The sequence below is a fragment of the Pseudocitrobacter corydidari genome (genome assembly GCF_021172065.1).
GTDB lineage: Bacteria > Pseudomonadota > Gammaproteobacteria > Enterobacterales > Enterobacteriaceae > Pseudocitrobacter > Pseudocitrobacter corydidari.
Map to the genome: position 1 here is coordinate 4,629,297 of NZ_CP087880.1, position 23,619 is coordinate 4,652,915.

The following is a 23,619-nucleotide window of genomic DNA, read 5'->3' on the forward strand; positions in this document are numbered from 1 at the left end:
ATGCAACGAGTCACCATCACCCTTGATGACGATTTACTGGAGACGCTGGACAGCCTGAGCCAGCGTCGTGGTTATAACAACCGCTCAGAGGCGATTCGCGATATTCTGCGAGATGCGCTGGCGCAGGAAACGACCCAGCAGCACGGCACACAAGGTTTCGCGGTGCTGTCGTATGTGTATGAACACGAAAAACGTGACTTAGCCAGCCGCATTGTCTCCACCCAGCACCATCACCACGATCTCTCGGTCGCCACGCTGCATGTGCATATCAACCACGACGACTGTCTGGAAATCGCCGTGCTGAAAGGTGACATGGGCGACGTGCAACATTTTGCCGATGACGTTATCGCCCAGCGCGGCGTGCGGCATGGGCATTTACAGTGCCTGCCGGAAGAGTGAGTTAGTTATAACTCACACGAAATACCATATGTCCGGTGACGCTCCCGGCAGAGGCTTTTTGTTGATACTGATAAAAGCGAGCGAAATAGCGCAAGTTCAGGAATTGAAGCGGCGAACTGTTCAACGTAGCGACATGGCTTGCCTGGCGGAAAGGTACCGGGCGACGAGTTTCGTCCATTAATTGAACACCGATTCCAACGGCTGCGCTATTACTGCGACTTTCATTACGAATCACTCCCAGTGCTGGCGAGATGCCATCGGGGGTATTTCCGTCAAAAGTCATATTCACATGTGTACCAGAGATGCTAACGCTGCCCGCACATTGCATACGGATCGCAAAATTTCTGCCGCCCGCACCGGTTCCTTGCCCCTTGAGGGCGGTAAGTGGAATGGTGCCTAAATTTATACGAAAGTTATTATTGCTCATAATACGACAAGACGGCGCTACCACGATCAGTGAGTTCTCTCGCATCCATGTAGTTAACAATACATTGTTGCCACTGCCGAAGGTCGTATATTGTCCGGCACTCACGGCTCCACTACCGACAAGATCGGCAGTTTTTACGACATCCAGTTTGAATGTTAAATCACGCAGCGAAACGCTGTTATCCCCTTTACCTCCGACATTGAGTTTACCCGGATAGACAACCTGTTGAGCCTGACGTTGTAGGGTAAAGCGTAGCCCGATCCCAGGAATGTTAGTCGACCAGATTTGATTACCATTCTGACGACTGCCCGCTGCGATGACTTGCGCTTCTAATGTTTGAGAACCATTACACAACAGTTGTGCACGGTTATCACGAAGTGGCCAGCTACGACTGGCAATAACGGTTCCTGGCGGCGTTTGAGGATGTACCATTACCCGGCCAATATCCATGTAGAAAGGTGTAGCGGTGGTGTTCCCTGAACTCAATTGACAGTTGGCGTGGGCAACGCCGCATGTGAGTAATAATCCCGCCATCCACCATTGTTTGTGCCGATTCATAAGCACCTCAACTGTTGTGAGCCTCTGACCGGCAGTACCACCTGGCACTGCCCTCCATCCCAGCGTACCCAGGCGTTTTTCACGTTATCCCCGGTGATATAAAGCGTGCTGCCCTGGCCGACGAAACCGAGTGACTTCCCTCGTCCGTCGGTGATTTCGGACCCGAATGGCAGCGGCATACCATTACCCTGACGGGCAATAAAGATACGCGTTTTTTCGCGACGGGTATTGAAGACGACTTTTACGATACTGCCTTCATAAGGTACCGTTCGCGCCTCGGTGCTGGAGAATTGGACATCTTCATCAATCCCTTTCGGGTCGATTTCAATGTTGTTCACACGATAGGGTTGCAGTGAGGAGACAACAGCATAGCCATCGTTATCAACCCATGTTGGGGCGCCTACAATGCTGGCCCCCGCGGCATCTTTCGCCTCGACAACGGCCAGTGTCGTGCCGGTTGTCGATGTTAAAATCACTTCGCCAGGGATTGCTACGATAGAGCCTTCGGCAGACGCTGACGTTTGCTGGTAGCGTCGCCCGTAGCTATAACTGCCGGAGAGATCGATTTTAGGGAAGATATATCCACCGTTAACGCTGGTGGTATAGCTTCCATCTTTATCGACGTTACTGTTGACCCCCCAGGTAAGCGCATGATCCTCACCAACGGAACCATTGACCCCTAACTGGCTGCGATCAAAGGAGGAATCTTTAAATTGCGTGTTTGAAGAAAGGGCGACTGAACTGTTTTCGCTCTGGAACAGCGGATAACTAAAGCTCAGAAAAATCATATCTTCTTTGATGCGTCGGGATGATGTTGTGCCGTTATCATCCGTGCTGTCCGTTTCATTGGAATAGGTGCGTTGCACGGTGACAGACCAACTAAGATTTCCCCAGTTGTTGCTGTAGCCTAACGAGTATTGCTGCTCTTTACCGGAGTAGTTCCAGTAACGAGTGATAGAGCCGTTGAGATACAGCGCTCCCCAGGGATCCGGGAATTGCTGATTTATAGAGTAACTCACCCCGCTTTTTTGCCGAATATTGCTGCTAATAATGCCCCGCATCTGATCATCCCGCGCATAGATGGCGTCGCGCAGTGAGTAGTAGTTATCGGAACTATTAACCCATCCCTGAATGTTTACACTGGTTTGTGACACCCCGAACATACGGCTAAATGTTGCGCGATATTCTTGGCCGGAGCTGGAACTATTCGGTAATTTTGTTCGGGCTTGAGTGATATCGAAACCCAGTGCACCTATTCCGGTATTGATACCTGTCCCAATTTGTCCTGCCTGATAGTCATTAAATCCAGTTAATGCGGAATATAGGGTAAGCGTATTATTTAATCCGTACTGGAAATTCGCCTGACCGAGTGTAGGTTTGTCGTGCAGGTCATCTTCGTCTACCTGACCTGCGGCAACACCATACAATGCCATCCCGGGATGTAGCAGTTGAACAACGGAATCGTAAGGGATTGACCAGGTTGATGTTCGACCGTCAGCTTCTTGCAAGGTTACAATAAGATCGTTACCTGTTCCTGCTGGATAGACATCCGTTAAGCTAAAGGGGCCGGGCGTGACGGTGGTTTGGTAAATGATATTGCCGTCCTGGCGGACCGTGACAAGGGCGTTAGTTTGTGCAACACCATTTACTACAGGGGCGTAGCTACGCATATTATCAGAGAACATTAAATCGTCAGTCTGTAAGCTTCCACCCAGCAGACGAATGGTGTCAAAGAAGGTCCCGTTAGTATTGAACTGCCCCATAGTTAACACAGATTTCATTGGCGCTATCGGACGGCGTAAATAAGTTTGGTTACTGGTCCATTTATTTTCACCGCTATTTTCATCCCAGGTATAGTTTCCGGAATGACGTAGTTGCCATCCCAGAGCTGAAAGACCTGCGTTGATCCCGAGGTAAGCGCTGGCCCCCTTATCATCACTATCTGATTTAAGAATATTATAATAGTTGGCGGTATAGCCCAGATTGAGACCCGGCACTCCTTGATCCCAGAATTGGGGCGGAATATAGCTGCCGCCGCTACCGTCGGTGAGTTGCTGCGGTACGCTAAAATCGAGACGCATGGCCGATGCGCTGAAGGTATCCTTAAGCGCAGGTTCGCTATTCCAATCGGCAAGTGTGCCACAAAATTTCTCATCACTACTTTTCGTCGAATTGAGTTTTTCAGGTGAGAGACCGAAGTTCTCAAGCATCTCTTTGGTATAGCAAATCAATGGCTTACCATCGGTGGTGCGATCAACGTGAACGTCATAACGACCTTTCCAGCTTTCATTGGTGTAAACGTCTACCGAGTAAACGCCTGGTTTGAAGGCCAGCGCATCAAATCGTTTCAGGCTGGCTTGCTGTTGGCTACCCACGATAAAACTATTATCAAATTCATAATCCGTTGCGCCCTCACCAGTGCCTGATTGTTCAGCACGACAAAAGCCGGACCCAAGACAGAATAGGGTCATCAGACCGCCAACCTGCCAGGCTGTGACTCGCCAATGCTCCATGAGATTCCGCCCTGAAAAAAGAGAATTCTCCGGCTGTTGCCGGTGCCTGTTTGTTATAAAACGTTGGCATTAACCCGCAGTCGCTTTACTTTTTGCTAGTGCACCGTAGTCATTAATCTCTTCCAGCATCAACTTCTCTCCAGTGTGGACAGTTTGCCGCAAAGAAATGGTTTGTGATGATTGTGGTGCAAGCATGACGGCATCTAAATTAATAGGTTCACCACCGTCTGGACTAATGGTGGCGACCGTAATATAGAATGGCGTTGGATTCGTCATTGTTAATGAACTGCCAGCAGGTTGCAGTTTGATTTTTTCTATTGCTGATGACCGACCGGAGAGTGAGTCTGGGCGATAAATGAGCTTAAACCGGGAACGGACTGCCATTTTAAAAAGACCTGCGCCTTCTGGGGCTTTATCAGCCTTAGATGAGCCAGGTATATCCAGCACATTAAGCCACCAGATCGATTCTTTTGTTTGCGAGAGGCGGCTACCAGGGTTCAGTTTAATACGAATAACCTGACCGCTATGTGGGTCGATGCGTGAAACGGGAGGATTAATAATAAATGGTGTAGATATTTTATCTGGTGTGGCTTCAGGATCCCCGTCATCGAGCCAAACCTGGGCCAATGAGGGGCGGTCAGCAGTATTAGATAATTGAACTGTCACTTCTTTATCATTTTCTTTATATATGAAACGTGTTCCATTGACGATAATACTATCGGCGAAGGCAGGAATTGATAATAATAATCCACTGAGTGCAGCAACGAATTTCATAATCACCCTCATGCATTTTTATATCATCTTATTGTCATTGCTTTTGTACATGAAATAAAAGTGGCGGCGTACCGCCACTTTTTTGGATATTACTCGTAGAAAATCTGATAGGTTGCGTTTGCAGAAACGTGACCACCCGTTGGGTTGCCGCTACCGGCTGGGCTCACGTAGCTAACCTGGTATTTGTAGACATCCCAGGTGCCATCGTTGAGATCACGAGCTTTACCCGCGTCAGACCCGGGTTTGATAATTGAATTACTACCAGGGTTAGTCAGCGCGAAGGCTACGTTAGCGGCGCCTGTATTATCTGTATTTTTCAGATAGCCAGGGTTGCCAGAGCCGTAGAGGCCGGAAGAACCGGTCCATTTCACTTTACGTGTGAAGGTACCATGTTTTCCATCCGGGTCACCGCAGTCTTTCAGATTGATACTGAAGTCAGTGCGGTTAACCAGATCGCCTTTTGTTGAAAGGGCTGAAGTACGAACAGAGTTCAGATAAATAGTATTGCTGCCATCTTTCACGCCAACAACTTTAATTTTGCACGATCCGGTATATACATCACCATCAAATAACAGCGTCCCCCCCGTGCCGGTGGTTGTGTCATCACCACCACCACCACCTGGGTGATAACCCGCTGACTCCACTACATCATCGCCTGCATATGCTGCCACACTGCCACCCAATAAAGCCGCGGTAACCATCAAACCCAGATATATCTTTTTCATGTGCGTATCCTGTTACTGTGTTGTTTAGTAGGACATTCGAATTACAATGATAAAGACGTGCACAGCTTCCTCTCTTCAGGGATTAAATAACCCGACAGGATTATTTAATCTCTCCTGCGATGAATGCTGCCCGCTAATAGTGGGCAACCGAAGCGGTATTGCATCTAATACCTTTTTCGTATTTTCCGCCGGTTTTGGTGACAAAATAGTATGACTCTATTGAACTGGCGGCAATTTTAGTGAGTGAAACACAGGGCTGATGATATTGAATGACGGTTTGTAATGTGCGCTTGCTCTCTTTTTTATGGACCAGATATGTAAACTTTATTGGTATGACAAATTACAGCCGAAAGTGAATGCCTTGTCAGGTGGTTGCTGTAATTTCTGCGATGGTAGTTTTCATTTTTAGCATTACTGGAAGAGCGGTTTACATAAATACCCGAACGATACCATCCATTCAGAAGTGCCTCTTCTATTCATATGTTATCTAAATGACTCTTTGAGTAAGATGGCTTGTTATTTATATCTTAAGTTAATGGGGTTGTTATTTTTTATTTGATTGACTGATGATAAAAGTGACATTCAGGGCAGTATCATGTAGTGAGCATGGTAAAAGAAAGGGTAGAGATTGTTTTTCCCATGCTGTTGTGTGACTTTAACAAAAGTGGTCTTTTTATTATTTAATTTATTGGTGAGTGTTATGAATGGAAAGATTTTTTGTGGCGTATTATTCTCATTTTTTCTTAGCGGATGTGGAGACAACAACACGCCTACGGATGAAGTATTAAAAGAACAAGTGAGTAAGCAGTATAATGGTCTTTTGATGCTGGATAAAATAGAGGTAAAAGAAACATCCGTAAATGGTAACAACCGTGTTTATGCTGCCGATGGTACTCTGTTGATGACGTATGATTTGTATAAGACAGTTGCGTCTTTGGATAATCACGTCGTGGTGAAGAAATCCTGGGATAAAGGACAGGATATAAAATTTTCTGCGACGATAAACAGTGTTGGGACAAAAGATACCGGGTGGAGTACACGGTTTTCATCCCTGCAAATGTCTGTTAATCCAGAGGGTAAGCCCATCCGCGACATAGCTTCTAACAGTAAATATATTATTGCTGGTAGCTCAGGCTTTGATGATAAAATCAAAACAATAGAAAAAGAGTTTCTCGGAAAGAAAAATAAAGTCGATGAGCTTAATAAGAAGTCAGAGGATATCACAAACGATATTTTAAAAGTTTCCAGTGAAATAGATGGTTATTGGGGGCGGTCTGAAAGTGGTGCCATTCATTCCAGATATGTGACTGTTCGTGAAATAAGCAAGGAAAAAGAAGAGTTTAATAAAATCTATGCTCCCTATGTTTTCGAAAGGAAATATAATGAGGAAGTGTTTGAGCCTGCGATGAAAGCTAGAAGAGAAAAGTTAAATAAATATCGCCCCAGTGATTTTGATGACATTCGAGCAGAAAAAAGAAAAGTTCTTGAAACGTACCGAGAAGAGTATTCGATTAAAATCAATGCGTTAAATGATAAAATTAGTGCAAAAGTAAAATCACTCGACGAGGGGTTCCAGGCGTTAACGGCCAAAAAACGTAGCCTTGAACAGCAAAAGTTTGAAATTAGTAATGAAGTTCGCAATATCAATTACCAGTATGAGAATTGGCTGGAGTTCTCCGATAAATTACAAAAAAATAAAGTTGATTGATTATTCTTCGTAGTCTTATTCAACTGTTGCATGAGCGTCATGGCGCAACTTCCAGAACCCGCCGGTCAGGCGGGTTCTGAATATTACAGTAAGCGCATTAGCTGGCGCTGATGATAACGACCAAGCAGCAATACCGTGGTTAATGCCCCGAGAAGGGCGCAAAACATGTCTGATTGCGTATCCCACGGATCGCCCTGAGTCCCCAGAAAGTCATCCGCGCCCTGGCCCATTGCCAGCGCCGCCCACCACTCGATCAATTCATAGGCTGCACTGATGGCCAAAGCGATACAGCAGACCAGAAAACCGACCATTTTACGCCCGCGCACGTAGCCACCGCGCAGTAAAATCTCTCGCGCCGCCAGTGCCGGAACCAGCCCCTGGAAAAAGTGGCCCAGTTTGTCGTAAGGATTGCGGCTCAGGTTAAACATCTCCTGCACGTCGAAGCCGATGGGCACTTTGGCGTAGGTGTACATGCCGCCGCCGATCAGAATAAGCGCGTGGAAAAAGATAAGCGTATAAAGGAGGGGCGTCAGCGGGTAGCGGCGATGCGTGGCCAATAGCAGCGGCACAATGATAATGACCGGGGTGACCTCCATGAGCCAGGTTGTGCAGTCAGCGGTAAAGAGGCCGGTGTAAATCAGGGCAAGCAACAGGATCAGCGCGCCGCCTTTGAGTGTCGATGAGAGTGCGGTGGATGTCATACTCGTCTTCTGTCTCAGTCAAAAAAGCACTATCGCCTGCTGGCGTGCGAAATTCAATGTTATCGGGTGTACGTTTTCGTCACTTCCTGCGCCATTGCCGTAAATGCCTTCACGGCGGCCGTTCTCCACGCGCCTTTGCGTAGCATCAGCGCGGCGGTTCGTTCCAGCAGCTGCGGCGTCAGTGAAACCGCTTTTAATCCCTCATTTTGCGCGGCGATTGGCGATGGAAGCAGGGTGGCGAGCGTTGTGCGGCGCACCAGTTCCAGAATGGCATTGATAGAGTTTGCTTCGATTACTATCTGCGGATGCAGATCTCTTTGGCGGCAATAGCGATCAATTTGTTCGCGGGTAGCAAATTCTTCGCTCAGTAAAACGAGTCGTTCATTATTCAGATGCGATAACGCAACGCTCGCCTGTTGCGCCAGAGGATGGCTTTCGGACACCACCAACGCAAGGGATTCCTTCAGTAGCGGTAGTGCGTCAATGTCCGCCGAATGAACATCATCAAACGCGATGCCGATATCCAGTTCATCGTTGAGCAGCAGCTCTTCCATTTTTTCCTGCGACATCTCCTGTAACGCAAGGGTGATATTGGGATAGCGCGCGTAAAACCTCGCCATTAGCGGCCCGATAAGCCACGACGTAAACGTGGGGGTAACGGCGACACGCAGTGAGCCACGGCTCAAATCCTCAACGTCATGAATTGCCCGCTTTCCCTCTTCCAGCGATCTCAGCGCATTTTTTGCGTAACCCAACCAGGCTTCGCCAGCATCGGTGAGCTGAATATGGCGACCACTGCGATCGAACAGTTGCGCGCCAAGTGACTCTTCAAGCTGTCTGATTTGCTGAGAAAGCGCGGGCTGCGAAACGTGAAGCGCCGTGGCGGCACGGGTAAAGCCGCGATGCTCAGCGACGGCCAAAAAGTAGTGAATATGTCGTAACAGCATCATCTTTCCCATAAGTATTACCAATAGACTTTATTATAAATGAGTCTTTTATCTTATGGAACGTAGCGAGTAGCCTGTGTCCATTCCATAGTGAGACAGAGGAACAATCGTGAAAGAGATTATTGATGGCTTTTTGAAATTTCAGCGCAGCGTCTTTCCAGAACGCGCCGACCTTTTCAGAACGCTGGCAAACCAGCAAAACCCACGCGCCCTTTTTATCTCGTGTTCAGACAGCCGCCTGGTGCCGGAGCTGGTAACGCAGCGTGAGCCTGGCGATCTGTTTGTCATCCGTAACGCGGGCAATATTGTTCCTTCTTATGGCCCGGAGCCGGGAGGCGTCACCGCCTCGGTGGAGTACGCCGTGTCGGTTTTAAAAGTGAAAGACATTGTTATATGTGGTCACTCTGACTGCGGGGCCATGACGGCCATCGCCGGATGCCATTGTCTGGACAGTATGCCCGCCGTCAGCCACTGGCTGCGCTACGCCGATTCAGCCCGCGTGGTGAATGAATCACGCGCACATATTTCATTGCAGGCGAAAACCGCCTCAATGGTGCGTGAGAACGTCATTGCACAGCTGGCCAATATTCAGACTCACCCGTCAGTACGCCTGGCGCTGGAAGAGGGGCGGATGGCATTGCACGGCTGGGTTTACGACATCGAACGTGGCGATATTGCCGCTTACCACGGTGCCAGCGGGCAGTTTGTCTCGCTTGCCGAAAATCCAAATACCTGCGCGATGCCGCTTCGCAGCCTCACCGCAGCTTAATTTTTTCTCTCTATACAGGAGGTTCCATCATGATCCACGCACAAATTAACCGCGATATTCGCCTCAGTCTGGCTGACCAGATTCTGCTTATCAAAGCGAAAAAAGATCTGACCTTTGCACAACTCACCGATGGTACGGGGTTATCTGAAGCTTTTGTTACCGCAGCCTTACTGGGGCAGCATGCACTGCCGGCTGATGCGGCGCGCCTGGTCGGTGAAAAGCTCTCACTGGATGAAGATGCGGTGCTGCTTCTGCAAATGATCCCACTGCGCGGAAGTATTGACGATCGCGTACCCACTGATCCGACCATTTATCGCTTCTATGAAATCCTGCAGGTCTATGGCTCTACGCTGAAGGTGCTGGTGCATGAGAAATTTGGCGACGGCATTATCAGCGCCATTAACTTCAAACTGGATGTCCAAAAAGTGGCTGACCCGGAAGGCGGTGAACGCGCGGTGATCACGCTTGATGGCAAATATCTGCCGACAAAACCTTTCTAAACCTGAGTAAAGCCTGGCGCGTGATCCGCGCCGGGCTCAAAGAACAATATGAATCAATCTTCTCGTGCGGGTTTGATGCTCCTGGTGTTGGTGCTGATTGGCCTGAATATGCGTCCGTTACTCACGTCGATTGGGCCTTTACTCCCGCAATTACGCGCTGCCAGCGGCATGAGTTTTACCGTGGCTTCCCTTCTTACCGCATTACCGATGGTCGCGATGGGCGGACTGGCGTTGGCGGGGGGCTGGATCACTCGTCATATTCGCGAGCGTGATAGCGTAGCGATCGGTCTGTTGATGATCATCATCGGAGCGCTGCTACGCGAGCTGGCGCCTCACAGCGTCGTGCTGCTGAGTAGCGCGCTGCTGGGGGGAATCGGCATTGGTGTTATTCAGGTTGTGATGCCAACGGTTATCAAGCGCCAGTTTCAACGTCGTATGCCGCAGGTTATGGGACTCTGGTCTGCTGCATTGATGGGCGGCGGTGGCTTGGGCGCGGCGTTAACGCCGTGGATCGCGGGTCAGAGTGAAATCTGGCACAGCTCACTGGCGTGGTGGGCGGTGCCTGCAATTATCGCCTTAATTGGCTGGTGGCCGCAGAGCCGACTTTCCCCAGAGACAGGCCAACGAAACGCACAGAGCGCAATTCGTATCATCCGCAATCCCCGCGCGTGGACCCTGGGGCTCTATTTTGGCGTGATTAATGGCGGCTATGGCAGCCTGATTGCCTGGTTACCTCCTTATTATATGCAACTGGGAAATAGCGCACAGTTTAGCGGTACGCTGCTGGCGTTGATGACCGTCGGACAAACGGCGGGCGCGCTGCTGCTACCTATGCTGGCACGGCATGAGGATCGGCGGCGATTGCTGCTGCTGGCGCTGGCCTTGCAAATGATAGGTTTCCTCGGCTTTATTCTCTGGCCGGCACATCTTTCAGTGCTGTGGGCGATCGCGTGTGGAGTAGGTCTTGGTGGTGCTTTCCCGCTTTGCCTGGTGCTGGCGCTCGATCATGCCGGGCATCCGGTTATTTCCGGAAAGCTGGTGGCGTTTATGCAGGGGATCGGTTTTATTATCGCCGGACTGTCTCCCTATCTTTCTGGGATATTGCGTAGCCTGAGCGGGGATTTTGTCGTCGATTGGGTATTTCATGCGTGCTGTGTTGTCGGATTAATGCTGCTGACGCTGCGTTTTGTCCCGTCACGCTATCCGCAGGAGTGGGCTGCAACAGAGTAGGGCTGTGTCTGTTATTCAGCAAAATGCACTTCTTTGTGGATAACTCTGTGGTTAAGTGGGTATAAGGCGGGGTTTTGCTGTGGAATGCAGCAGTCAGTGAATTAGCTGCAAATTAGGGGTTGCAGGTTCGGCGTAACTCCCTATAATGCGCTCCCACTGACACGGCAGATGTGAATCACTTCACACTAACAGCCGCTTCGGTTGAAGAGAAAAATCCTGAAAATCAGGGTTGACTCTGAAAGAGGAAAGCGTATTATGCGCACCTCGCAACGGTGAGCTTCACGCCGCGTTGCACTGCTCTTTAACAATTTATCAGACAATCTGTGTGGGCACTCAATGATACGGATTCTTAACGTCGCAAGACGATAAATGAATACCAAGTCTCTGAGTGAACACGTAATTCATTACGAAGTTTAATTCACGAGCATCAAACTTAAATTGAAGAGTTTGATCATGGCTCAGATTGAACGCTGGCGGCAGGCCTAACACATGCAAGTCGAACGGTAACAGAAAGCAGCTTGCTGCTTTGCTGACGAGTGGCGGACGGGTGAGTAATGTCTGGGAAACTGCCTGATGGAGGGGGATAACTACTGGAAACGGTAGCTAATACCGCATAACGTCGCAAGACCAAAGAGGGGGACCTTCGGGCCTCTTGCCATCGGATGTGCCCAGATGGGATTAGCTAGTAGGTGGGGTAACGGCTCACCTAGGCGACGATCCCTAGCTGGTCTGAGAGGATGACCAGCCACACTGGAACTGAGACACGGTCCAGACTCCTACGGGAGGCAGCAGTGGGGAATATTGCACAATGGGCGCAAGCCTGATGCAGCCATGCCGCGTGTATGAAGAAGGCCTTCGGGTTGTAAAGTACTTTCAGCGAGGAGGAAGGTGTTGTGGTTAATAACCACAGCAATTGACGTTACTCGCAGAAGAAGCACCGGCTAACTCCGTGCCAGCAGCCGCGGTAATACGGAGGGTGCAAGCGTTAATCGGAATTACTGGGCGTAAAGCGCACGCAGGCGGTTTGTTAAGTCAGATGTGAAATCCCCGGGCTCAACCTGGGAACTGCATTTGAAACTGGCAAGCTTGAGTCTCGTAGAGGGGGGTAGAATTCCAGGTGTAGCGGTGAAATGCGTAGAGATCTGGAGGAATACCGGTGGCGAAGGCGGCCCCCTGGACGAAGACTGACGCTCAGGTGCGAAAGCGTGGGGAGCAAACAGGATTAGATACCCTGGTAGTCCACGCTGTAAACGATGTCGACTTGGAGGTTGTGCCCTTGAGGCGTGGCTTCCGGAGCTAACGCGTTAAGTCGACCGCCTGGGGAGTACGGCCGCAAGGTTAAAACTCAAATGAATTGACGGGGGCCCGCACAAGCGGTGGAGCATGTGGTTTAATTCGATGCAACGCGAAGAACCTTACCTACTCTTGACATCCACGGAACTTTTCAGAGATGAATTGGTGCCTTCGGGAACCGTGAGACAGGTGCTGCATGGCTGTCGTCAGCTCGTGTTGTGAAATGTTGGGTTAAGTCCCGCAACGAGCGCAACCCTTATCCTTTGTTGCCAGCGGTTCGGCCGGGAACTCAAAGGAGACTGCCAGTGATAAACTGGAGGAAGGTGGGGATGACGTCAAGTCATCATGGCCCTTACGAGTAGGGCTACACACGTGCTACAATGGCATATACAAAGAGAAGCGACCTCGCGAGAGCAAGCGGACCTCATAAAGTATGTCGTAGTCCGGATTGGAGTCTGCAACTCGACTCCATGAAGTCGGAATCGCTAGTAATCGTAGATCAGAATGCTACGGTGAATACGTTCCCGGGCCTTGTACACACCGCCCGTCACACCATGGGAGTGGGTTGCAAAAGAAGTAGGTAGCTTAACCTTCGGGAGGGCGCTTACCACTTTGTGATTCATGACTGGGGTGAAGTCGTAACAAGGTAACCGTAGGGGAACCTGCGGTTGGATCACCTCCTTACCTTAAAGAACCGTTCCTTGAAGTGCTCACACAAATTGTCTGATAAATGATGAACTTCTGAATGTACTTTCGAGTGCATTAAGAAGTTTTGCTCTTTAAAAATCTGGATCAAGCTGAAAATTGAAACGACACACTTTAAGTGTGTTCGAGTCTCTCAAATTTTCGCAACACGATGGTGTTTTACGAAACATCTTCGGGTTGTGAGGTTAAGCGACTAAGCGTACACGGTGGATGCCCTGGCAGTCAGAGGCGATGAAGGACGTGCTAATCTGCGATAAGCGTCGGTAAGGTGATATGAACCGTTATAACCGGCGATTTCCGAATGGGGAAACCCAGTGTGATTCGTCACACTATCATTACGTGAATACATAGCGTAATGAAGCGAACCGGGGGAACTGAAACATCTAAGTACCCCGAGGAAAAGAAATCAACCGAGATTCCCCCAGTAGCGGCGAGCGAACGGGGAGCAGCCCAGAGTCTGAATCAGCATGTGTGTTAGTGGAAGCGTCTGGAAAGTCGCACGATACAGGGTGAAAGTCCCGTACACCAAAATGCACATGTTGTGAACTCGAAGAGTAGGGCGGGACACGTGGTATCCTGTCTGAATATGGGGGGACCATCCTCCAAGGCTAAATACTCCTGACTGACCGATAGTGAACCAGTACCGTGAGGGAAAGGCGAAAAGAACCCCGGCGAGGGGAGTGAAAAAGAACCTGAAACCGTGTACGTACAAGCAGTGGGAGCCTACTTGTTAGGTGACTGCGTACCTTTTGTATAATGGGTCAGCGACTTATATTCTGTAGCAAGGTTAACCGAATAGGGGAGCCGAAGGGAAACCGAGTCTTAACTGGGCGTTAAGTTGCAGGGTATAGACCCGAAACCCGGTGATCTAGCCATGGGCAGGTTGAAGGTTGGGTAACACTAACTGGAGGACCGAACCGACTAATGTTGAAAAATTAGCGGATGACTTGTGGCTGGGGGTGAAAGGCCAATCAAACCGGGAGATAGCTGGTTCTCCCCGAAAGCTATTTAGGTAGCGCCTCGTGAACTCATCTTCGGGGGTAGAGCACTGTTTCGGCTAGGGGGTCATCCCGACTTACCAACCCGATGCAAACTACGAATACCGAAGAATGTTATCACGGGAGACACACGGCGGGTGCTAACGTCCGTCGTGAAGAGGGAAACAACCCAGACCGCCAGCTAAGGTCCCAAAGTCACAGTTAAGTGGGAAACGATGTGGGAAGGCTCAGACAGCCAGGATGTTGGCTTAGAAGCAGCCATCATTTAAAGAAAGCGTAATAGCTCACTGGTCGAGTCGGCCTGCGCGGAAGATGTAACGGGGCTAAACTGTGCACCGAAGCTGCGGCAGCGACGCTTATGCGTTGTTGGGTAGGGGAGCGTTCTGTAAGCCGTTGAAGGTGAACTGTGAGGTTTGCTGGAGGTATCAGAAGTGCGAATGCTGACATAAGTAACGATAATGCGGGTGAAAAACCCGCACGCCGGAAGACCAAGGGTTCCTGTCCAACGTTAATCGGGGCAGGGTGAGTCGACCCCTAAGGCGAGGCCGAAAGGCGTAGTCGATGGGAAACAGGTTAATATTCCTGTACTTGGTGTTACTGCGAAGGGGGGACGGAGAAGGCTATGTTGGCCGGGCGACGGTTGTCCCGGTTTAAGCGTGTAGGTGGGAGGTTTAGGTAAATCCGGACTTCTTTTAACACTGAGACGTGATGACGAGGCACTACGGTGCTGAAGTAACAAATGCCCTGCTTCCAGGAAAAGCCTCTAAGCTATAGGTAACATTGAATCGTACCCCAAACCGACACAGGTGGTCAGGTAGAGAATACCAAGGCGCTTGAGAGAACTCGGGTGAAGGAACTAGGCAAAATGGTGCCGTAACTTCGGGAGAAGGCACGCTGATATGTAGGTGAAGTGATTTACTCATGGAGCTGAAATCAGTCGAAGATACCAGCTGGCTGCAACTGTTTATTAAAAACACAGCACTGTGCAAACACGAAAGTGGACGTATACGGTGTGACGCCTGCCCGGTGCCGGAAGGTTAATTGATGGGGTTAGCGGCAACGCGAAGCTCTTGATCGAAGCCCCGGTAAACGGCGGCCGTAACTATAACGGTCCTAAGGTAGCGAAATTCCTTGTCGGGTAAGTTCCGACCTGCACGAATGGCGTAATGATGGCCAGGCTGTCTCCACCCGAGACTCAGTGAAATTGAACTCGCTGTGAAGATGCAGTGTACCCGCGGCAAGACGGAAAGACCCCGTGAACCTTTACTATAGCTTGACACTGAACATTGAGCCTTGATGTGTAGGATAGGTGGGAGGCTTTGAAGTGTGGACGCCAGTCTGCATGGAGCCAACCTTGAAATACCACCCTTTAATGTTTGATGTTCTAACGTAGACCCGTGATCCGGGTTGCGGACAGTGTCTGGTGGGTAGTTTGACTGGGGCGGTCTCCTCCCAAAGAGTAACGGAGGAGCACGAAGGTTAGCTAATCCTGGTCGGACATCAGGAGGTTAGTGCAATGGCATAAGCTAGCTTGACTGCGAGCGTGACGGCGCGAGCAGGTGCGAAAGCAGGTCATAGTGATCCGGTGGTTCTGAATGGAAGGGCCATCGCTCAACGGATAAAAGGTACTCCGGGGATAACAGGCTGATACCGCCCAAGAGTTCATATCGACGGCGGTGTTTGGCACCTCGATGTCGGCTCATCACATCCTGGGGCTGAAGTAGGTCCCAAGGGTATGGCTGTTCGCCATTTAAAGTGGTACGCGAGCTGGGTTTAGAACGTCGTGAGACAGTTCGGTCCCTATCTGCCGTGGGCGCTGGAGAATTGAGGGGGGCTGCTCCTAGTACGAGAGGACCGGAGTGGACGCATCACTGGTGTTCGGGTTGTCATGCCAATGGCATTGCCCGGTAGCTACATGCGGAAGAGATAAGTGCTGAAAGCATCTAAGCACGAAACTTGCCCCGAGATGAGTTCTCCCTGACTCTTTAAGAGTCCTGAAGGAACGTTGAAGACGACGACGTTGATAGGCTGGGTGTGTAAGTGCAGCGATGCATTGAGCTAACCAGTACTAATGAACCGTGAGGCTTAACCTTACAACGCCGAAGATGTTTTGGCGAAGAGACATCGATAAGTAAGCTTGATGACAGATTAAATTGACCGGCGATAAGCGGGTTAATACAACAGAATTTGCCTGGCGGCACTAGCGCGGTGGTCCCACCTGACCCCATGCCGAACTCAGAAGTGAAACGCCGTAGCGCCGATGGTAGTGTGGGGTCTCCCCATGCGAGAGTAGGGAACTGCCAGGCATCAAATAAAACGAAAGGCTCAGTCGAAAGACTGGGCCTTTTGTTTTATCTGTTGTTTGTCGGTGAACGCTCTCCCGAGTAGGACAAATCCGCCGGGAGCGGATTTGAACGTTGCGAAGCAACGGCCCGAAGGGTGGCGGGCAGGACGCCCGCCATAAACTGCCAGGCATCAAATAAAGCAGAAGGCCATCCGCAAGGATGGCCTTTTTGCATTGGTGCAAAAAAACAACGCCGGAAGGCGGCTGCGCCTTATCCGGCCTACAAAAGAATAACCTCCCCCACCGAATGGCACGAACCCGTAGGCCCGGTAAGCGCAAGCGCCACCGGGCAACACCGCGCGCATAACCTCTTCCTGACGACATCTTAACGATACCTGCCCCAGAACAACACCCAACTGATTAAAACGCGTCTCGTGGATTACAGCGATGATTTAAAAACGGAAAGGAAGGAAAGCAGGAAGAGTGGAGTACAAACCCCAGAAAAGCAAAAACCCAGCCATAGGCTGGGTTCTTTAAATAGTGGTGCCCGGACTCGAGAACTTTCAGTTATCTAGTTGGTTGAATTTCATCATAAATCTTTTTTCCTGAAATTGTCAAGACCCGGAGAGTGACCCGTATTTTTGCTGTTAAATCAAATTGATGAGAAACATGGTCAGGAAAATATTCGGTTCGATCCTCCGGTGCGATTCCCTCTACATCACTGTAATGACATCAGCGTTACGCATGGTGTATAATTATTATCCAGAGACACACCAGAGGATAACGCCATGCCAGCCGCAAACAGCCTGTCTATCAAGCGTGAAACGCTAAACCTGCGCATCAGACCTGCCGAGCGCGATCTCATTGATCGCGCGGCGAAAGCCCGAGGGAAAAACCGCACTGACTTTGTGCTGGAAGCCGCCCGTGCTGCTGCCGAGGAAGCGTTGATTGAACAGCGTATCATTATGGCCGATCCAGAGGCCTATCAGGCGTTTCTGACTCGTCTGGATCAGGCCCCCGCGCCAAACGATGCATTGCGTAAAACCATGCAAACCGCAGCGCCGTGGGAGCAGGAGAAATGATCTCTGCTCCTGAGCCTCTTCACGCCGGGCATGTTCTGACCTCGTTCTGTTGCGGTGTGGATTCGATGGATAACTGGCTGAAACAGCGGGCAATGAAAAACCAAATTACAGGTGCTTCCCGTACCTTTGTCTGCTGTGACACGACTAAAGTGATGGCGTATTATTCGCTGGCCTCCAGTGCGGTAATGACAAACACCGCCCCCGGACGTTTTAGCCGCAATATGCCCGACCCGATCCCGGTTGTGGTGCTGGGCCGTTTAGCGGTGGATGTATCGCGGCATGGTCAGGGTATCGGACGGGCGCTGGTGCGTGATGCCGGGCTACGGGTGATTCAGGTCGCGGAAACCATCGGCATTCGTGGGATGCTGGTTCATGCTCTGTCTGACGAAGCGCGGGAGTCTTATCTGCGGGTGGGGTTTGAGCCATCGCCGATTGATCCGATGATGTTAATGGTGACATTAGGGGATTTGTCTATGATTGCATAAATAATAACTCTTATTTTGACAAAGAGCGTTGTAGTTATTAACAGGCTAATTAATAAATTTAAAAATAATTAGTCAGGAACACCAGATTAGCTACCCAAATTCTCATGCCGTGGAAGCGGAAAAAATCCCCCCCCCCTGAATATCTTCATATCGGATATACATAATAAACTTGAGGTTGCATATTTGAAGAATTGAGTAGCCAGAGCCTTGTTGATATGAAGTGACACGATCAATATGTGACTTAAAATATCACGAGTATATATTCAGACTTGTTTATGTTGCGATATGGATTCTGCAGGCAGTTGGCTGAAACAGCGAGTCAGAAAAATTTACAGGAGCGCCATAGTCATTAATGAATATCCGTAATATGCTGATGCAAAAAAGTAAAGAACTCGCCGGCAATCTGCGGCAAGTCTCATGATGGCGAGACTCTGATTGGGATCGCCGTTGCCTTTAACAGGCTGATTAGTAAGCTAAAACAAAAAATAAAGTTTGTCAAGGCAACCAGACTGACCACCGTTTGTTTGAACGAAACTGGGTTCAGATTTATTGTATACTCATGATACTTCAGCTTGCTATCTGTTGCCCCTCAGACCAGATGCAGCCCAATCTGCGCTGGTGGGTAAGCAAGCATCTTCAGGTTTATTGGGCGTATACACATGATATTTCAAGTTATGTAACATGGTGAGAACACTGGACGATTACATGCATCGCTCATTATTTAATAAATATTGACGATTAACTGTCAATGGGTTGCCAAGTAGTTCTAAAGAGAAAGAAGACGCACCAAATGTAATTATACTATCTTTGTTGTTTGTATTAATATCCCATCGATAGTATTCTTCACTACCTCCTAAAGAAGAACTAACCAACTCTTTTTTTATATCTGAAATATATAAACCACCTTGATAACCAGAGTATTGTTTGTATTGTGTGTCTCCCCATGAAATGTTCATGCATAAATCGGAAACATTATGAAATTTAAGTATCCCTCGAGATATTAGAAATAAAGATTCATTTTCATTAGGTGAACATTTCACCCATTGAATAATATGATCAATATCAAAATATAATTCAGAGTCAAAACTGTCCATATTAGATGCAAAAGAGACACCACGAATTAAATTGTCATGGAAGTTAGGTTCACCATTCTCATAAGAAAGCATAAAGTCAATCCTCATGGTTAAACAGGCGGCATTCCACAACCACCCAATTTATGTCGTCTCGGAATACAATCGCAGGTTTTAGGATTTTGATCCATCACATCATAATGCCAATGCACTGGACTGCCTGTTTTCTCTAAACAACCATGAGAACCATCAGCAAGACCTCTACCTATGTGAGCTTCATAATGAATATCAATATTAAATTTTTCTCCAACAGGTGGGTCACAGGGAGGGCAAGCTTTTTTCTCCTCGCATTTTGTCAAACTATTATTTTGTGTTGAGTTAGATGAATTTGCCAACATTTGCTGTCCAACCATGGAAGCCGACAACCCCAAGGCTATTAGTATTGCCTCACATCCACCACCTGCACATACACCTGCAACAACCAAGGGTACAAATAATCCCAGAGGATCTGTATCTGCAACCGGATTCAACGGATACTGATAAAAATTCCACCCCCCTCTCAGCCCTATTGGATCTTGCGTAATATAACGTCCCTGTAACGGATCATAGGACCGGTGACGGTTATAGTACAGCCCCGATTCATCATCATACTGCTGCCCCGGCAGGCGGTATGGCTGGAACAGATGCTGCGGATTCTCCTCATTTAGCTGATTTCCCCACTCGTCATACTCCCCACGCCATTCCGTTGCCCCTTCGGTACTGATGAGCGCCAGTGGCAGTCCCCGGTGGTCACAGTGATAAAGATGTATTTTTCGCTCAGGCAAATAAACCGGCTCTATCTGTGCCGCCAGCCGCTCCACCGTCAGTCCGCACTGTGCAAGCCACTGGCGACTTTCACTGCTCACGCGGTCTTCCCTGATTTCCCCCTCCAGCCTGTCCAGCATCCTCACCAGCTCCGCCGGGAACACCACACCGTGGCCGTCCTCGCTCCCTTCCTGCTGTAACTTCTCCGCCAGGCTCCGCTGCTGCGCTTTCTCCAGTTCGCCGTTGTCTGTTTCGATGCGGATGAGCGGCGTGAAGCTTCCCGGCTGGTATACCGTCTGGATACGCGTGGTGTCGGTCTGTACCGTCGTCAGCCGGTCGCCGTCCCAGCCGTACCACGTCACATACGGTTTGCGCGACATCGCCGTCTGCTTATGTCCCGGTAGTATGGGTTCACGCTTCCACACCCGTTTCCCGGTGCGTCTTCCCAGTGGGTCGTAAATATAGCGGCCCTCCGCCTGCGTCTCCCGGTACTGCGTGCGCACATAATGTACCAGCCGGTGCTGGCTGTCCCATTCGTAGCTGTGCGTCCGCTCGTCGTCCATCCGGTTCACCCCTTCGGGGATAAGGTCCGTTTTCTCCGTCAGCCTGCCATACCTGTCATAGCGGTACAGGTAATGTGCGTCTTCGGTGATGCGGTTATCCGGCCACGCCGTGAGCGTGCTGTCCGGGTGCAGCTCCGGGTCCGGCAACCGGTTGCCAGCCGGGTCGGTGGCATACGGGATACGGACATCCAGATTCGCGGCGATGGTGCGCACGCTCGTCAGCCTGCCCGTGGCGCTGTAGCCATATTCCCGCGTCTGTCGTGGGCTGCTGATGCGCACCAGGTCGCCGTTGTCATTCCAGTTATAGTCACAATCAAACACCAGGCTGTTCAGGTGCCGACTCTGTAACTGGCCTGCGGGGGTGTAAGTGCTGGTCAGTTCCCGGGCGTTATTGCCAAAGCTGCGCACCGTCTCCCGGTGCAGTTTGTCCCGCGTGTACTCCACCAGGGGCGTGTCGCCCAGCTTCATGCCCGCCAGGTAGCCGCTGCCATACGTCAGCCACTCCACCGGTGGCAGGCTGTCTGCCTGAAAACGGTTAGCCAGCCCCTGTTCGTTGTAAGCGTGTTTCGTCTCATGTTGCCAGAGCAGTTCCCCCGTCTCCGGGTTATGTACCGTCTGGCGCTCGCCTGTGAGACGTCCCTTACGGTTATAGCCGTAATGCACCGCCACTCGGTGCCCTTCGCTGAGATGGCTGATTTCCCTCAGCCAGCCGTGGTCGTCATACTGCCACTGCTCCGCCATATCACCGTTCACCATGCGGTGTGTCAGCCGGTCAGCCTCGTCGTAATGCCAGTGCGTGACCAGCCCCTCATCCTCGCTCTGCGTGAGTTTCCCGGTCAGGTCATAACGGTAACGCTGCGTCCGCCCGTCAAAGCCGCTCTGTTGTATCAGGTGGTCAAGCACATCCCAGCTAAATTCTGTATGGCTGCCGTTCTCGTTGGTCAGGCTGATGACACGTCCCGCTGCATCGTATTCCATGCTGCGCGCCAGCCCGCCCTGGGTGGTACTGACGGCCTTTCCCCACGCATCGTACTGTGTCTCGCTCCGGTTGCCGTCCGGGGTGATGACGGCGGTCAGGTCGCCAGCGGCGTTGTACTCATATCGCGTTTCATGGCCCTGCTTGTCCTTTGTTGAGACTAACCGGCTACGGTTGTCGTAACTGCGGTAAAGGCTGATGCCTTCCTCATGGTGGACCGCCGTCATCTGACCAAAGCGGTCGTATTCGTAATGCGTTTTATAGCCTGAGCAATCGGTGAACGTCAGCAACTGACCGTAGCGGCTCCATATCATCTGCTTGCGGCTACCCGTCGCATCTTCAGTTGCAGAGGGTAATTCACTGTGCGGATTATCATAACTGTAGCGGGTGACATCGCCGTTGCGGGCGGTTTCCTGCGTCAGACGCCCGTACTCATCATATTTCCTGCGCATTTCCAGCCCGTCCGGCCCGGATGCTGAGGTTAACTGGTTCTGGTTGTTATAGTAAAATTCCGATTTCCTGCCGTCCGGCGTGGTGATGCGTGTGACGAGACCCGTCACCACATTCGGACTGTATTCTGTCGTCCGGCCTGCCGCATCCGTCTGTGACAGAAGGCGGCCAATGGAATCGAACTGACTCTGTGTGACGCTGCCGTCAGCGTGCTCTTTTTTCACCACCCGTTTCAGCCCGGCTTCGCCTTCTGTATGCAGCACCTCGCACCGGTTCAGGCTGTCGGTGATGATGATGCGGTTTTTCTCATACTGATAGGTGTAGCTTAAACCCGCCGGATTACGTTGTTCCGTCACGTGCCCGATGTCGTCGTAGCGGTAACGCATCTCCGGCCTGCCTGCGTAACGGTGCGCCACCATCCGGCCCCGGTATTTATCATCGTAAGTAAAGTGGCGCATCTGAGTACCGCTGCGGTCATACACCGCCGCCAGCTCACCGCGTGCCGTCCAGTCGTAGCGTACCAGGGGGGCGGCGGGCAGATTCTCCGGGTATTCCGGGTCGTGCGTCAGCCACACCCCTGACAGGCGGATACCGTTATCCCGGCCATACTCCGTATAGTCCGGCAGTGAATCCGGGATATCCGATCCTTTCGTTCCTGCGGCGATGGCCTGCTGCCGGGCGTTTTCTGCCCGTTGCGCCTGCGTGGTCAGCACCAGGCGGAACTGACGGCCTGCACCATCGGTCACGCCGGTGATTTCCCCGGTAAATTCGCCTGCGGCCTCACGGTGGAAGGTTTGCGTGCGCCCGAAGCGGTCCACCAGGCCGGTCAGCACCCGGTACGGCGGCAATGGGACAGGCAGCACCTCATCCACCCCCGGCACCCGCTCACTCCAGCCGAGTACCCACCACGGCCCCTGCGGACTGTTCGTCGCCAGATAAATATGCGGACTCAGGCGGAGTTCTTCCGGTAGAGCCTGCCAGAGTGGGGCAAGACGGTGACTTTCATTCAGTTTCGCCACGCCGCCGCGTACCAGCCAGAATAATTCGCTGCGACTGAAACCATCCTCACCGGGAAAAAGGTGCTCAAAATGAATGCTTCTGCCACCGTTATCATTGAGTATCAGTTCGTTATCGCGTATCTGTAAGCGGATATCAAAGGGTGCTTTCCAGCCAGGACCGAAGATACCGACGGGCGCAGGGGTTTTCGTCAGGTAGCTGCTGTAGGTGCGGGAGAGCACGAACGGTAACGGGCCGGGCAGCGCGAAATCGGTTTCGCCGGGCTGTACTTTTGCACCGAGCAGCGGATTCACCGGGTTGCCGGAAGTGAATCCGCCGGGGCACACTGAACAGGCCACGCCGGTTGGCGCGCCAATCCTCACGCCTGCCGACCCCTGGACTATCGGGCCACCTTTCATTGTGGCATCGCCCTGACGTGCTGCCGGTTTTCCGCTCATCGCTGATATCCTTTTTTATGGTTCATCTGGCCTGATGCTGGCGGCACCGGACAAAATGATAAATAACGTTACTGTATGAGACGAAATACGCTCTTTTTACATTTATTTTTTTGACTGATATCAACGGGACGAATTAACTGACAGGATATTTACTGCAAAGTGTCTGCATATTGATCAATATTTATTTTATATAAATATAATTGT

Annotated in this window: 15 protein-coding genes and 3 rRNA genes; 10 read left to right on the forward strand and 8 right to left on the reverse strand. The window is 50.7% G+C overall.

The features are described 5' to 3' along the window. Window positions 1-399: a nickel-responsive transcriptional regulator NikR gene (nikR, locus tag G163CM_RS21645; RefSeq protein ID WP_231826244.1), complete on the forward strand. Its 399-nt coding sequence runs from the start codon at window positions 1-3 to the stop codon at window positions 397-399. A 1-nt stretch (window position 400) separates the two neighbouring features. Here the strand turns inward: nikR and G163CM_RS21650 are convergent, their stop codons facing one another. The 4 genes from G163CM_RS21650 to G163CM_RS21665 form a co-directional block, all read right to left on the reverse strand. Continuing rightward, entirely contained in the window at window positions 401-1,384 is a 984-nt protein-coding gene (locus G163CM_RS21650; protein ID WP_231826245.1) for a fimbrial protein, read from the reverse strand. After that, complete coding sequence (locus G163CM_RS21655) at window positions 1,381-3,897, reverse strand: fimbria/pilus outer membrane usher protein (RefSeq protein WP_231826246.1); 2,517 nt, start codon at window positions 3,895-3,897, stop codon at window positions 1,381-1,383. Before G163CM_RS21655 ends, G163CM_RS21650 begins: the two co-directional genes overlap by 4 nt. A gap of 69 nt (window positions 3,898-3,966) precedes the next feature. Beyond that, window positions 3,967-4,671, reverse strand: a complete 705-nt coding sequence (locus tag G163CM_RS21660; RefSeq protein WP_231826247.1) for a fimbrial biogenesis chaperone — start codon at window positions 4,669-4,671, stop codon at window positions 3,967-3,969. 89 nt (window positions 4,672-4,760) lie between these two features. Next, window positions 4,761-5,396, reverse strand: a complete 636-nt coding sequence (locus tag G163CM_RS21665; RefSeq protein ID WP_231826248.1) for a fimbrial protein — start codon at window positions 5,394-5,396, stop codon at window positions 4,761-4,763. 700 nt (window positions 5,397-6,096) lie between these two features. On the opposite strand from G163CM_RS21665, the gene G163CM_RS21670 reads away from it, so the two are divergent. Then, complete coding sequence (locus G163CM_RS21670) at window positions 6,097-7,104, forward strand: DUF1202 family protein (RefSeq protein WP_231826249.1); 1,008 nt, start codon at window positions 6,097-6,099, stop codon at window positions 7,102-7,104. Between the two features lie 83 nt (window positions 7,105-7,187). On the opposite strand, the gene G163CM_RS21675 is transcribed toward G163CM_RS21670, so the two are convergent. Both G163CM_RS21675 and cynR read right to left on the reverse strand, forming a co-directional pair. Next, entirely contained in the window at window positions 7,188-7,805 is a 618-nt protein-coding gene (locus G163CM_RS21675; RefSeq protein WP_231826250.1) for a DUF2238 domain-containing protein, read from the reverse strand. A gap of 59 nt (window positions 7,806-7,864) precedes the next feature. Further along, window positions 7,865-8,752: a transcriptional regulator CynR gene (gene cynR, locus G163CM_RS21680; RefSeq protein WP_015963035.1), complete on the reverse strand. Its 888-nt coding sequence runs from the start codon at window positions 8,750-8,752 to the stop codon at window positions 7,865-7,867. Window positions 8,753-8,861: 109 nt separating this feature from the next. Here cynR and G163CM_RS21685 point away from each other — a divergent pair, with 109 nt between their 5' ends. The 8 genes from G163CM_RS21685 to G163CM_RS21720 all read left to right on the forward strand — a co-directional run bounded on the left by G163CM_RS21685 (window position 8,862) and on the right by G163CM_RS21720 (window position 18,098). Beyond that, window positions 8,862-9,521, forward strand: a complete 660-nt coding sequence (locus tag G163CM_RS21685; protein ID WP_231826251.1) for a carbonic anhydrase — start codon at window positions 8,862-8,864, stop codon at window positions 9,519-9,521. Between the two features lie 29 nt (window positions 9,522-9,550). Next, window positions 9,551-10,021 carry a cyanase gene (cynS, locus tag G163CM_RS21690; protein ID WP_231826252.1) on the forward strand — a complete coding sequence of 157 codons (471 nt, stop codon included), beginning with the start codon at window positions 9,551-9,553 and terminating at the stop codon, window positions 10,019-10,021. A 48-nt stretch (window positions 10,022-10,069) separates the two neighbouring features. Then, complete coding sequence (locus G163CM_RS21695) at window positions 10,070-11,251, forward strand: cyanate transporter (protein WP_274707223.1); 1,182 nt, start codon at window positions 10,070-10,072, stop codon at window positions 11,249-11,251. A gap of 435 nt (window positions 11,252-11,686) precedes the next feature. Further along, window positions 11,687-13,228: ribosomal RNA gene (locus G163CM_RS21700) — 16S ribosomal RNA — on the forward strand. A 204-nt stretch (window positions 13,229-13,432) separates the two neighbouring features. Next, a 23S ribosomal RNA gene (locus tag G163CM_RS21705) occupies window positions 13,433-16,340 on the forward strand. Between the two features lie 97 nt (window positions 16,341-16,437). Then, window positions 16,438-16,553 (forward strand): 5S ribosomal RNA (rrf, locus tag G163CM_RS21710). The 16S, 23S and 5S rRNA genes sit together here, the layout of an rRNA operon. Window positions 16,554-17,319: 766 nt before the next feature. Beyond that, window positions 17,320-17,613, forward strand: coding sequence for a type II toxin-antitoxin system TacA family antitoxin (locus G163CM_RS21715; protein ID WP_231826253.1), 294 nt, complete (start codon window positions 17,320-17,322; stop codon window positions 17,611-17,613). Beyond that, window positions 17,610-18,098 (forward strand): GNAT family N-acetyltransferase, encoded by a 489-nt coding sequence (locus G163CM_RS21720; protein WP_231826254.1) that lies wholly within the window; start codon window positions 17,610-17,612, stop codon window positions 18,096-18,098. Before G163CM_RS21715 ends, G163CM_RS21720 begins: the two co-directional genes overlap by 4 nt. A gap of 701 nt (window positions 18,099-18,799) precedes the next feature. On the opposite strand, the gene G163CM_RS21725 is transcribed toward G163CM_RS21720, so the two are convergent. Next, window positions 18,800-19,264 carry a hypothetical protein gene (locus G163CM_RS21725; RefSeq protein ID WP_231826255.1) on the reverse strand — a complete coding sequence of 155 codons (465 nt, stop codon included), beginning with the start codon at window positions 19,262-19,264 and terminating at the stop codon, window positions 18,800-18,802. 17 nt (window positions 19,265-19,281) lie between these two features. After that, window positions 19,282-23,415, reverse strand: a complete 4,134-nt coding sequence (locus G163CM_RS21730) for an RHS element core protein (protein ID WP_231826256.1) — start codon at window positions 23,413-23,415, stop codon at window positions 19,282-19,284. Window positions 23,416-23,619: the final 204 nt, after the last annotated feature.